At 59.4% G+C, this 12,392-nt stretch carries 14 protein-coding genes and 1 pseudogene; 10 read left to right on the plus strand and 5 right to left on the minus strand.

Going from position 1 to position 12,392, the window contains the following annotated elements; translation table 11 throughout:
- The first annotated feature begins 29 nt into the window (after window positions 1–29).
- From EV561_RS02450 to EV561_RS02480, 7 genes are all read left to right on the plus strand, one after another.
- Window positions 30–488, plus strand: a complete 459-nt coding sequence (locus EV561_RS02450) for a TIGR02301 family protein (RefSeq protein ID WP_132518054.1) — start codon at window positions 30–32, stop codon at window positions 486–488.
- A 104-nt stretch (window positions 489–592) separates the two neighbouring features.
- A complete protein-coding gene (locus EV561_RS02455) occupies window positions 593–850 on the plus strand; it encodes a hypothetical protein (protein ID WP_132517237.1) in 258 nt (85 codons plus the stop codon).
- Window positions 851–866: 16 nt separating this feature from the next.
- Window positions 867–1,619, plus strand: a complete 753-nt coding sequence (locus EV561_RS02460) for a hypothetical protein (RefSeq protein WP_132517239.1) — start codon at window positions 867–869, stop codon at window positions 1,617–1,619.
- Window positions 1,620–1,794: 175 nt separating this feature from the next.
- A complete protein-coding gene (locus tag EV561_RS02465; protein ID WP_132517241.1) occupies window positions 1,795–2,634 on the plus strand; it encodes a folate-binding protein YgfZ in 840 nt (279 codons plus the stop codon).
- A 26-nt stretch (window positions 2,635–2,660) separates the two neighbouring features.
- The gene (locus tag EV561_RS02470) at window positions 2,661–3,248 is read left to right on the plus strand and encodes an HD family hydrolase (protein WP_245512585.1); all 588 of its coding nucleotides are present in this window, start codon (window positions 2,661–2,663) and stop codon (window positions 3,246–3,248) included.
- Complete coding sequence (locus EV561_RS02475) at window positions 3,245–3,778, plus strand: tyrosine phosphatase family protein (RefSeq protein ID WP_132517245.1); 534 nt, start codon at window positions 3,245–3,247, stop codon at window positions 3,776–3,778. Before EV561_RS02470 ends, EV561_RS02475 begins: the two co-directional genes overlap by 4 nt.
- 62 nt (window positions 3,779–3,840) lie before the next feature.
- Complete coding sequence (locus EV561_RS02480) at window positions 3,841–4,647, plus strand: mechanosensitive ion channel family protein (protein WP_132517247.1); 807 nt, start codon at window positions 3,841–3,843, stop codon at window positions 4,645–4,647.
- A 94-nt stretch (window positions 4,648–4,741) separates the two neighbouring features.
- Here the strand turns inward: EV561_RS02480 and EV561_RS02485 are convergent, their stop codons facing one another.
- From EV561_RS02485 to EV561_RS02495, 3 genes are all read right to left on the minus strand, one after another.
- Entirely contained in the window at window positions 4,742–5,404 is a 663-nt protein-coding gene (locus EV561_RS02485; RefSeq protein ID WP_132517249.1) for an EF-hand domain-containing protein, read from the minus strand.
- A gap of 388 nt (window positions 5,405–5,792) precedes the next feature.
- Window positions 5,793–6,299: a superoxide dismutase family protein gene (locus tag EV561_RS02490; RefSeq protein WP_132517251.1), complete on the minus strand. Its 507-nt coding sequence runs from the start codon at window positions 6,297–6,299 to the stop codon at window positions 5,793–5,795.
- 141 nt (window positions 6,300–6,440) lie between these two features.
- The gene (locus EV561_RS02495) at window positions 6,441–6,791 is read right to left on the minus strand and encodes a hypothetical protein (protein ID WP_132517253.1); all 351 of its coding nucleotides are present in this window, start codon (window positions 6,789–6,791) and stop codon (window positions 6,441–6,443) included.
- Between the two features lie 721 nt (window positions 6,792–7,512).
- Between EV561_RS02495 and EV561_RS02500 the strand changes: the two genes are divergently transcribed.
- The 3 genes from EV561_RS02500 to EV561_RS02510 all read left to right on the plus strand — a co-directional run bounded on the left by EV561_RS02500 (window position 7,513) and on the right by EV561_RS02510 (window position 10,981).
- Window positions 7,513–9,384, plus strand: coding sequence for a bifunctional diguanylate cyclase/phosphodiesterase (locus EV561_RS02500; RefSeq protein ID WP_132517256.1), 1,872 nt, complete (start codon window positions 7,513–7,515; stop codon window positions 9,382–9,384).
- A 78-nt stretch (window positions 9,385–9,462) separates the two neighbouring features.
- Window positions 9,463–10,116 (plus strand): HD domain-containing protein, encoded by a 654-nt coding sequence (locus tag EV561_RS02505; protein ID WP_245512567.1) that lies wholly within the window; start codon window positions 9,463–9,465, stop codon window positions 10,114–10,116.
- A 7-nt stretch (window positions 10,117–10,123) separates the two neighbouring features.
- A complete protein-coding gene (locus tag EV561_RS02510) occupies window positions 10,124–10,981 on the plus strand; it encodes an MOSC domain-containing protein (protein WP_132517258.1) in 858 nt (285 codons plus the stop codon).
- A 134-nt stretch (window positions 10,982–11,115) separates the two neighbouring features.
- Here EV561_RS02510 and recO read toward each other — a convergent pair whose 3' ends face one another.
- Window positions 11,116–11,889 carry a DNA repair protein RecO gene (gene recO / locus EV561_RS02515; protein WP_132517260.1) on the minus strand — a complete coding sequence of 258 codons (774 nt, stop codon included), beginning with the start codon at window positions 11,887–11,889 and terminating at the stop codon, window positions 11,116–11,118.
- Between the two features lie 95 nt (window positions 11,890–11,984).
- Window positions 11,985–12,368: pseudogene (locus tag EV561_RS02520) on the minus strand (hypothetical protein); the annotation flags it as partial.
- Window positions 12,369–12,392 lie beyond the last annotated feature (24 nt).

The raw sequence follows: 12,392 nt of genomic DNA on the forward strand, positions 1-12,392 counted from the left end.
GAGAATCGGGGTTCTGCCTTGCTCAGGTCATGTGCAGGGTATCAACTGTGGATATGATTCTCTGCCGCACTGTCGCCGCATCTCTGCTGTTGTCTGCCCTCGTCGTAGCGGCGGGGCCCGCATTTGCTCAGCCCAAGGCTGATACGGCGACCGTGGCGACGCCGCCGCCCGATATCGAGCGTCCGGCGCCTTATGACGACGATCTGCTGCGGCTCGCCGAAGTACTTGGTTCCGTCCACTACCTCCGCAATCTGTGCAATCCTGGCAAGGAAGATCACTGGCGTGCGGAGATGCAGCAACTGCTGGATTCGGAAACGAAAGACGAGCCGAAACGCAAGGAACGCCTGACCGCAGCTTTCAATCGAGGCTACCGGTCCTTCGCATCGGTCTATACCGATTGCACGCAGCAAGCCATCGTGGCAGAGGAGCGCTACCGTAACGAAGGTGCAACACTTGCCACAGAAATAACCGCGCGCTTTGGAAATTGACGTTTTATTAACCCCTTTTCACGGCGAGCCGTGTCGTTTTAGGAAAAGGCTGATAAAGTCGTTAACCGAGCGGTAAGGACATGGACGCCTCAAGGAAAGAAGCAATGGAACCAAGCCTCAACGACATCGACGACATGATCGTCCACGAAAAGATGCAGGCGGCTCTGGAGTATCAGAACGAAGCATGGGCGGACGGCATGGCCGATGGAATCGAGCCGGAAATTATCGCTGATGCAGCGATCGCACATGCGATCCGCGAAACGATCCGCATCAAGGGTGAACAGGGCGCTGAGGCCTTGCTCGAATCGTTGCGGGAACGCATGCTTGCCGGCGAGTTCTCAATGAGCCGCACCCTGCAATAACCGCAAGAGATGTTCCATGCGTCGCTTAAAGGGCAATGATCTGCAACGATCGGTCGCCTCGCTTCTGGCTGCAACCACTGTTGTGGCTGGCTTTGCCTCCCCATTACCCGCCCTTGCCTTTTCCTCGCTGCATGTGAGTCCCCTTGCGCCTGCGCAGGCAGGTAGGGAAAAGCCTGTGGAGCAGGCGCTGGAAGCGCCTTCCAAGGGCATTCCCATGCCGGATCCGCTGGTCAACAATCAGGCGGGTCAGGCTGCGTCGAGCGACAGTTCCGCAAACCCGACGCCCGATGGCAAGCCCGCCGAAGTGCTGTTCGATATCAACAAGGCTCCGGAGCCGGTGCGCAAGCTGCGCGAGGCGATCGTCGAAGCGGCTGCATCCGGCGATCTCGAGCGGTTACGCCCCCTTATGAATATCGGCGGCGGCCTCAATCAGACACAGGTCTCGGCAGACGATCCGGGCGAAGACCCGATCAAGACGCTGCATGATCTCTCGGGCGATCCTGACGGCATCGAGGTTCTGTCCATCCTACTGGATGTCATGTCGACCGGCTTTGCGCATGTCGGACAGGGTACGCCCAACGAAATGTATGTCTGGCCCTATTTCGCCGAGAAGGACATCAAGACGCTTAGCGCACCTGAGAAGGTCGACCTGATGCGCATCGTCACGGCCGGCGACTATTCGGACATGCTGGAATTCGGCGGATACAATTTCTACCGGGTCGGCATCACGCCCGACGGGAAATGGAAATTCTTCACCGCCGGCGAATGACGCTGGCGGCTCCAGTGAAAACCTGAAATCGAGAATCGATTCAAGGGCAACGCCTCCTTGCCTCAGGCTTTGATTCATCCTGCTCAACCGCCACTTCATGCTCGCTGCCGGAACTTGCGGTTCAGGCGTTGAGCGCTTACCTGTTGCTTAAAGACATGAACACGATGGATCGACCATGACCGCCGTATTTCTTGAAGGCCGCCGACTGCTCCATGTAATTGGTGCGGATGCCGAAAGTTTTCTGCAGAATTTGATCACCACCGATCTTTCCGCGCTCGGCACCGATGATGCAAAGCCGGGGGCGTTGCTGACGCCGCAGGGCAAGATCCTGTTCGACTTCATGATCTGGCGCGACGGAAGCGGTTTCGTCTTGGAAACCGATGCGGAACAGCAAGAGGGCTTGCTGAAGAGACTGACCATGTACCGGCTGCGTGCGGCCGTCGAATTGAGCGTCGATGAGGTCGAGGGCGTTACCGTCTCCTGGGGTGACGACGCGTCGGAAGGCCGGGAAGACAGCCGCTTTGCCAAGGCGGGCATCCGGCTGCTGCGCCGCGTCGGCCAGCATGGCGCTGATGCGGAAGCGCTCTATGAGGCGCTGCGCATCGAATGCGGCGTTGCTCTCTCGGGCGCGGATTTCGCCCTTTCCGACGCCTTTCCGCATGATGTGCTGATGGATTTCAATGGCGGGCTTTCCTTCCGCAAGGGCTGCTATGTCGGCCAGGAAGTCGTCTCCCGCATGCAGCATCGGGGCACGGCCCGCCGTCGCGTCGTGATCGTCAGTGGCGAAAACGCGCTGCCTGTGGCCGGAACTGAAATTTCGGCTGGCGGCAAGCCGATCGGCACGCTCGGGTCGGTGGTCGGCAACCATGGACTTGCGATCGTGCGGATCGACCGGGCCGGCGAAGCCATGGCAGCGGAAACGCCGATTCTCATCGGCGATGTGAAAGCTTCCCTGGCGCTGCCGGCATGGTCGGGCCTTGCCTTCCCCGCCAGTGCCGACGAGGCGACGGCGTGACGGACGCCCCGCGCGCATGGCAGCGCATGCTTTCCGGCCGGCGACTGGATCTACTTGATCCGTCGCCGCTGGATGTCGAGATCGGTGACATCGCCCACGGCCTTGCCCGCGTTGCGCGATGGAACGGGCAGACATCGGGCGAGCATGCATTCTCCGTCGCCCAGCATTGCCTCGTGGTTGAGACGATTTTCTGCAGGCTCGGAGCGACCACGGCGGACGAGCAACTGGTCGCATTGCTGCACGACGCGCCGGAATACGTGATCGGAGACATGATCTCGCCCTTCAAGTCGGTCGTCGGCGGCGGTTACAAGGCGGTCGAACACCGGCTCGAAGGCGCAATCCATCTGCGCTTCAGCCTTCCGGCCCACCCCTCCCCGGAACTCAAGGATCGCATCAAGAAAGCTGATACCATCGCGGCCTATTTCGAAGCGACGCTGCTTGCCGGCTTCAGCCGTGAGGAGGCGAAGAAGTTCTTCGGACAGCCGCGTGGCATTACGCAGGATATACTGCCCATCGATCCCATGCCTGTCATGGAGGCCCAGAGGCTCTTCTGCGAGCGTTTCGAAGCGATCGAAGCCGTGCGAGCCGACGCCAAAGCGGGGCTTCGTTCATGACGACCATCATCGTCTCTCCCCTCGCCCGCATTGCCGAAATGGCCGTCCGCCATGGCGCCCGCGAGATGATCAGCCTCATGGCCAAGGAACAGACCTTTCATCGCCCAGCGGTCATTCGGGCTGATCGGCATCTGCTCCTCAACATGAACGACATCACATTTGCCGGCACCGGCGATCTCGTGGCGCCCCAGGAATTACACGTCCGGCAGATCATCGATTTTGCACAAAGCTGGGATCGGAGCGCACCGCTGGTCGTCCATTGCTGGATGGGCGTCTCCCGCTCGCCGGCGGCAGCGCTGATCGCAATGCTCGCCGTTCATCCGGAAGAAGACGATCTCGCTTTGGTGGGGCGTCTGCGGCTCGCTTCGCCCTATGCCACGCCGAATGCGCGGCTTATTCAGATCGGCGACGCGATGCTCAATCGTGGCGGCCGGCTCGTCGAAGCGGTCCGCTCGATCGGCCGTGGCGCGGATGCCGACGGCAACGCCCCCTTCATTCTGGCCTCGGAAACCGAGAAACTCTTTGGTTGACTGACCTGACGGTCGCCCCATCTACCCCGTTCGACCTTGCGTAACGGATAGACGGCGGACATATGGAACAGCAGGCAACGGACTTCATCGTGGCAACACGGACCGCGCTCAGCCAGGCGAGCGCCCTTGCGGTCCAGTATTCCTTCTCGGTGCTCGGCGCCCTCATTCTTCTCATTCTTGGATGGGTGCTCGCGGGCATCGTCAGCCGCTCGGCCTATGAAGGACTGTCTCGCATCCACGGCATAGACGAGACCCTGGCGCGTTTCTTCACCAACGTCCTTCACTACGCGCTTCTCATCCTGGTCTTCGTCACCGTCCTTGCGCAGTTCGGCGTCCAGACGGCCTCGATCATCGCCACGCTGGGTGCTGCAGGCCTGGCAATCGGCCTGGCCTTGCAAGGCACGCTGCAGAACATCGCGGCCGGCATCATGCTGCTTGTGCTGCGGCCCTTTCGCGTCGGCGAGTATATCGAGACGGGAACGATCACCGGAACCGTGAAGGAGATCGGCCTTTTCGCCACGGAGCTGACGACCAGCGACGGCCTTTATCGGCTGGCGCCCAATTCGACGCTCTGGAATACGCCGATCACCAACTACAGCCGCGAGCCGACCAGGCAGCATCAGGTCACAATCGGAATTGTCTCGAAAGACGATCTGGAGGTTGCGCTTTCCACGTTGCTGGATCTCGCAAATGCCGAGCCTCGCATCCAGAAGAGGCCGGAGCCGCAGGCATATGTCAACAGTATCGGCGCGACGGTCAGCATAACATTACAATACTGGGTCAAGACCGGCGAGTGGGCGAGCGTCAGCCGCGAAATGATCATGAGGGTGAAGCGCACACTCGACGAAAAGGGCATAGCCATCAGCTGAGTGATTGTCCCCGGCGGAATCGGACAGCATCGCCCGACAAAAGAAAACCCAGGCCCGATCGGGCCGGACCCGGGTTCAGAAGATAGAGGCTCAATCAGGCGGAAAGAGCATCCGTCGGGTCGGAAGCATATTGACCATAGGTGTTCTGGTAGACGCTCATGGCCGCCTGCATCTCGGCAAGGAGATCATCCGACGAATTCTGGCCGGAGGTTGCTGGGCCGGAATTGCTGCCATTCGAATTGGACGGCTCCAGCGAGAGGACATCCGCAGCTGCCGAATCCGTCGAACCCAACACGTTGAGCCCTTCGGAGAACTGATCCTTATCGAGAGAGCCCGCGTTTTGGGTATCGAGCTTCTTGAACAAGGCGGTAGCATCGTCCGCGCTCATGTCCTTCGGGCGCCCGGCGACGAATTCGTCGGACGAAACCTTGCCGTCGCCGTTCGTGTCCATGCTCGCAAAGAGCTGATCGATCGGCGACTGATCCGTGGTGCCGTCGGTCGACGTGCTGCCGGACTGGGAGGCGCTGCTCTCCTGCATCTGCAGCAGCATGCTCGCCAGATTACCGGAAAATTTATCGGTCGCGCTCGGATCGCTGTTGTCATCCTCGTCGCCAAGGATGCTCGCCGAGAGAAGACCGGACTTCGCTGCCGCCTGCAGTTCTTCGGCGGAAACAACGCCGTCGCCGTTCGTGTCGAGCGGGCTGATATAGGCTGCGCTCGTGCTTGAACTGCTTCCGACGGAAGAAATACCACTCATATTGATCTCCTATAGTGGACGCGGCCGGGCCTTGCCCACGCCGCGTGAGAGGATTGCTGAAAATCAAATGTTGGGAAAACCGATCCGCGAGGGGAATGAGAACGATTCCCGCCCATCACACTGCGCATTCATCGCGCCCGGCACATCTCGGCTTTGCTTGTTCGGGGTCGCCCCCACGCTTTCCGGATAATCCCAGGACCAAAATGCAGGCAAAACCCCACATCAGCACCAGTCAGCACAGCTCACGCCCTATCCTTCAAACAGCAAGGCGATCATTGAAAGGCGATGATTTTCGTCAGCAGTCAGATCTGAGGATAGATGCGCAGAACAAGGTTGCCCGAGGCTGGCGGCCTCCTTGTCTTTCGCAATTCCGGATGCAGCCGCGCCTTTACTCGACGACTGCGCAGGCAAGCCGCTTCCCCGAGGAACCACTCGGCTGGCTGCGATTGTCGTCCGAATTCTCATGAATCATCAATGTGCGCCCGCGAATGGCATTCTTGTCGTCGAGCGTCACCATGCCGTTGAAGACCTGGGCGCGCAGCACGCCGTCCTGTCCAACATATTGGTTCGGCATGTCGCCCGCATGAGGGCCATTTGCCGCCAGGAGGCCGTGTTCCGCCTTGTCGGGATTGAAGTGCCCACCTGCCGAATCATACCCGTGGGCGGCATCGCATTTTCCCATCTCGTGAATGTGGAACGCGACCCACTTGTTGGCCGGCAGTCCCGAGATCTCCAACTCGATCAGAACCCCTGTTTTCGAAGCTGTCAGTGCTGCGCGACCGGATTGCTTGCCGTCTTCGCCGACGAAATTCGCCACTGCCGTCTGCTTCTCCTGAGCAAGGACGGGAGAGCCGGCGGCAGCGGCGAGTAGCGTAATCACGAGAAGCGCTTTCATGGAATATTCTCCTTCCAGGGTTTTTATTCCAACGCATCGAGGGAAAAGCTGTTCCGAGATATGAGCATTCCGCGGTAAGCCATAAGCAAAACGGCCCGTCTTTTGGACGAGCCGTTAAAACATATCACGAAATATCGCGGATCACGCAGCCATAGTACTCACGTCATACTGACCATAAGTGCCGCGATAGGCATCGCTTGCTATCTCGAGCCCGGAGTCCGTTGCCGAGCTCCCTGGCGTTGCGGCACCGTACGCTTCCTGCTTGCCGTTCGGAGCCGATTGAATCAGCAAAGCTATGATATTGCTCAGTGCAGCCTGGGAATTGCCGCTGCCGCTATTGGTGCTGTCATCGCCATCTTCGCCGAGAATTCCCGGGCGTTCGCTGGCTTGGATTTCTTCTTGGCTAAGCACGCCGTCACCATTCGTGTCGAGACGCGAAAGCGTTCCGTGAAAGGCATACGAACTACTGGATATGGAAGAAACATGGGACATACAAACCTCCTGAAGAAGGAGCCGCCTCATGCGACGTCGTTTGTACGCAATACAATTCGTTAACAGACAATAAGAATCTAATAAGCTGATTCGCCCAATACTTCAAAACAAATTCTTAATGGGAATTAACGATAATTTCCAAGTCGTAAACGCTCTGGATCGGGAACATTCGTCAAACCCTGGCTCGCCGAGATTGCGAGGTTTGGATGGCCGACGGGTTTCTTCATTCGCCGGCCAACATCTCTTCGCCCTTCTGCATCAACCCGAAAAAGGTCCTCCCAAGAACTGGAAGCGTGGCAGGACGCGGGTGCAGGAAGTTCGTTTCTTGCGCCCCAAGAAATGCCCTAAATTTTTAGGGGATTTTTCCCGGCCGGCCTCAGATTGACGGCATATTTAGTCAGTTCCTACATTTTTCCATTCTAAAGAATATGGAAAATCTTGTATCTTTTCAATATTTTGCAACTGATTATTAATAGGCGATGATCACTGTGCATCGATAGCGTGACAGCCGTGACCCGGTGATAGCAACCGGGCAAAGCCGTCGGATTACCTCGAGCGAATTTTCTAATTTGAGTTTTCGGAGAAAGGCATTCGATGCGCCTCATGCGCAAAGACGCCATCGGGTTCGATGCGAGGAAAGACAATGCAAACGTCCGGCATGAGCGTCGGGTTCGCGTCGGGGGATGTTCTCTGCTCAATGGATTCAGGGAGACCGCCCCTTATGCCGGATGCTGAGGCGCTCCTTAGAGAACAATACCGCCGCGCCGTTAAGAAAGACGGATCGCTGGACCAGCAGCGCCTGCTGGATATGATCGTCGATACATACCGGGAGCAGCGTACCGAAATAGTACGCACCGACGATGCGATCCACGCGATTCATCTCCAGAATATCTCGCTGAAGGAAGAACTCGCCGATACTTCCTCCAACCTGTCGAAGCAGAACGCGATCATCGAGGCGATCGTTCACAATCTTCCGCTCGGACTGAGCGTTTTCGACGCCAATCAGAGGCTCGCCGTCTGCAACGCGCGCTTCCGCGATCTTTTCGGCTTTTCAAACAAGGACGTCGAAGTCGGTACGCCGATCGCAACGTTGCTGTCGCGCGTTCCGGGGATAGAGCATACCACCGGACAGCCTATGCCGGCACGGCCGGTGAAGCGCCTTCCGAGAGGAACGAAACTGCGCCGGCGCGAATGGCAGATGCATGACGGCCGATCGATCGAAAGCATCGTGACGATCCTGCCCGACGGCGGCAGCGTCTCGATCCACGAGGATGTCACCGACGAACGCAGGGCCGCCGAGCGAATTGCTTATATCGCTCATCACGATCCGCTGACGGGTCTGCCAAACCGCATCAAGTTCGGCGAAGAGGTCGAGCAGGCCCTGGGCAGGCTTGGGCCGGGAGAGCGTCTTGCTCTCGTGCATCTCAATCTCGACCGGTTCAAACTGGTCAACAACACGGTCGGCCTATCCATCGGCGACGACATCCTGCAGCAGGTCGCCGAACGGCTTCGATCGAGCGCCGGCAGCCGAAACATACTTGCGCGGCTTGGCTCCGATGAATTCGCGATCCTGCAGGTGGGGCGCCAGCAGCCGCTGAATGTCACCGCACTTACGGAACAGATCAGCCGCGAACTGGCGACGCCCTTCATCGTCGGCGACAAGCAGGTGGAACTCAGCGTTTCGGCCGGCATCGCGATCGGTCCGGAGGATGGCGCCGAAACCCACATCCTGATGAAGAATGCCAGCGTCGCGCTTGCGCATGCCAAGGCGGATGGCGGGCGACGCAGCCGCTTCTTTACCGGCGAGATGGAAGCGCAGATCCAGGTGCGCCACGCCTTGGAAGCCGACTTGCGTCACGCGGTGAAAAACGAAGAGTTCGAGCTTCATTACCAACCGCTCTACGATGTCGCGCGCGCCCGGATCTCCGGTTTCGAAGCGCTGTTGCGCTGGAATCACCCCGATCGCGGCCGGATATCGCCGATGGAATTCATCCCTCTTGCCGAAGAGATGGGGCTGATCGCCGATATTGGCCGCTGGGTATTGCTGCAGGCCTGCCGCGATGCAGCCAAATGGCCGGGCGACATCAAGGTCGCTGTCAACGTATCGGCCATCCAGTTCCGCAATGGCGATCTTCCGGGCGATGTCATGGCCGCCATCGCCGCCGCCAATCTATCGCCCTCGCGGCTTGAGCTTGAAATCACCGAAAGCGTCCTGATGGAAAATCGCGATCAGACGCTGCCGACGCTTCATGATCTCAAAGCCCGCGGCATCCGCATTTCCATGGATGATTTCGGCACCGGCTATTCATCCCTCGGCTATCTCAGAAGTTTCCCCTTCGACAAGATCAAGATCGACAAATCCTTCGTCAACGACATCATCGACAACAGGGAAGCGCAGGAAATCATGCACGTGATCATCCTGCTCGGAAATGCGCTCGGAATGCGCGTCACCGTCGAGGGGGTCGAGACGAAGAGCCAGTTCGACCGGCTGCGTCGGGAAGGATGCGACGAGATCCAGGGCTATTTCATCAGCCCGCCGAAACCCGCCGCCGATGTCCCGGTTCTTCTGGCCGCGCCCCTCGCCTCCCTGTAGTCAGCGGCTCTCCTGGGAATTGCACAGATTGTCTGTGCCCGGTAGGAACGATGGACGATCCGATTCCGGGAATGGCCAATGGACACGAATTCTATGTCGGGAGCATTCGCCCCGTTCGAGACGCTTGCAGCACAGCTTGTCGCCCACGCAACCGAGGGCGATGACGGCTCGCATGACATCGCGCATATTCTGCGCGTCTTCCGCAATGCGATGCGCATCCAGGCAGAGGAAGGCGGCAATGCCCGCATTTTGACGGCCGCCGTGCTGTTGCATGATTGCGTATCCGTCGAGAAGAATTCTCCGCACAGGGCTCAGGCTTCGGCGCTGGCCGCCGAAAAGGCCGCTCGCCTTCTTGGGGAACTCGGCTGGACCGAGAGCGATATCGGCGCCGTGGCACACGCGATCACCGCGCATAGTTTCTCTGCGAATATTCCGCCCGAAACGCTGGAAGCCAAAATTCTGCAGGACGCGGACAGGCTGGATGCCATCGGCATGGTGGGTGCGGCTCGCTGCTTCTATATTGCCGGTCGCATGGGCTCCGGCCTCTACGATCCTTTCGATCCGATGGCCGAGAACCGGCCGCTGGATGACAAGCGCTACGCCATTGACCATTTCGAGACGAAGCTGTTCAAACTGGCGGATGGGTTTCAGACCGAGACCGGCCGCATGTTGGCCCGCGAGCGGCATGCGCGGCTGAAGACTGTACTTGACCTGTTCATCGAGGAAATCTGAGAGCGCCATGCTGGTCAGCGATCTCTTCATCTATCCGCTCAAGAGTGCACGCGGCATTGCGAGGACCTCCTCGCCAGTCGATGCCTTCGGCCTTGTCGGCGACCGGCGGGCGATGATTGTCGATCCTGCAGGCCACGGCATCACCCAGCGCGAGTTGCAGTCCCTGGCGCAGGTCGGCGTCGAGATCGGGCCTGATCTCATTCGCCTGACCAAGGACGGAAAGGCGGATATCATCGCACCGCTGCCGCCGGCCGACAGACGCATGGATGTCGATATCTGGAAATCCGTCATCAGCGCCGCGATCGCCGATGACGAAACGAACATCCGGCTCTCCGAATGGCTGGGGCGGGATGTGAAGCTTGCCCATTTCGATGGGCTTGCAAGGCGTTCCGCAAGTATCGAGTGGGCCGGCGACGATACGCCCGTCACCTTCGCTGACGGCTATCAGATCCTCGTGACGACGACGGGCTCGCTGAAGGCGCTGAACGCCGATCTTGCGTCTCATGGCGAGGGATCGGTCGGCATGGAGCGTTTCCGCCCCAACATCGTCATCGATTGCGACGAGGCCTGGCCGGAAGATCGCTGGGTAGCGATCGAGATCGGCGGCATCCGGCTTGATCTTGTCAAGCCTTGCGCGCGCTGCATCATGACGACACAGGACCAGTTGAGCGGCTCTCGCGAGGTTCCCAATCCCATGCCCGCAATGGGCCGCATCCGCATGTCCGCCGACCGACGCGTGCCAGGCCCATTGTTTGGCTGGAATGCAGTTCCGCGGAGCGAAGGGACCATTTCAATCGGGGATGCCGTCACCGTCATCGAGACGCGTCCGGAAGGCTGGGCGTTCAAAATACGCAATCGCGCCTAGAGCATTTCCGCTCTTCTTCGAATCGCGGAGGCGCTCCATCTCTTTGACTTGACGCAATTCTGGACGCAAAACCGTGTGACACTTTTGCTGGAATTGCTCTGGCCTTATTTCCTCTTGAAGCGGCCCGAAGTCGCTCAGGCCGAGATCTTGCCGGACGGATGGGAATCGGCCTTCTCTTCACCGTTCAATGCCTTGAGTGCCGCCTGGATGAAGCCGTCGCGCGCGGCGCCGAAGTCGAGACCGCGCGGCTCGTAGACATGGCGATGCAGAAAGAAACCGGTCATGCGGAAAGCGGCGGCGAGGCTCTCGCGATCGGCAGCTCCGCCGTCTCCCGTTCTCAGAAAAGCCGGTAGCGCGAACATCTTGTCGGCCCAGGGCGCACCGGCGCTGCGGCAGACTGCGCGACCGGATTTGGGCGAGACATAGGCCAGATCCTCGCGCGTGCCGGTCGCGGCGCATTCGGTCAGGTCGAGACCGAAACCGAGATCGTTGAGAACCGCAAGCTCGAAGCGGACGAAAAGCTCGCCGGCATCGGCCGGATCGTGAAGGTTTTCCAGGATGACCGCCAGTGCGTCATAGAGATGCGGATGCGGGTCCCGCTCAGGCAGCAGGCGCAACAATGCGCCCATGGCCTGGACGCCATAGACCGAGGTCGCGGCTTCCATCAATCGCGCCGCCCTGAGCGTGACCGGCTCGATGCGGAACTCGCCCAGATGTTCGTGCAGGCGCGCACGCCATGTCACGTCGACCTCATTGCCTGCCTGCAGCACCGGCTGCATGGAACGCGACCGCCCGGAACGCACCATGCCGAGGTGTCGCCCGCGATCGCGCGTCATCACCTCGGCGATGACGCTGGTCTCGCCGTGACGCTTGATGCCGATGATGATTGCGTGGTCCTGCCACTGCATGCAGGGTTCTTCCTATGAACGGTCCGATTCCATTTTAGAAGAAAGAAGCGGCGCTGTCATTGACGCCGACAAGGCTCACGCGAGGCCCAACGCTTTCAACCCAGGTCGCTGAGGCCGACGCGCGTGGGGAAGACCCTGTTCAGGAATGCCAGCATGGCGCCTTCATTGAAGGGCTTCACCAGCAAGGGAATATGCTGCAGATCTTTCGGGAAATCCTGTGTGTCGGAATAGCCGCTGACGAAGCCGAACGGTATCCCACGCTCGATCAGTATCCGCGCGAATCCAAAACTCATCGCTTCGCCAAGATTGACGTCGAGCATGGCGCAATCATATTGCCCGCTGTTGATCGCATCGGTTGCCTGGGACAGGTTTCCGACGATATCAACCGTCTCAGCGCCAATCTCCCGAAGAATCTCCTCGGCCTCCATGGCAATGATCAGGCTGTCTTCAAGAATGAGAACCCTGCTCGCCATCATGATAAAGCTGCTTCCATATACGCGCCC

The organism is Rhizobium sp. BK376 (genome assembly GCF_004341625.1).
In the GTDB taxonomy this organism is placed as follows: domain Bacteria; phylum Pseudomonadota; class Alphaproteobacteria; order Rhizobiales; family Rhizobiaceae; genus Rhizobium.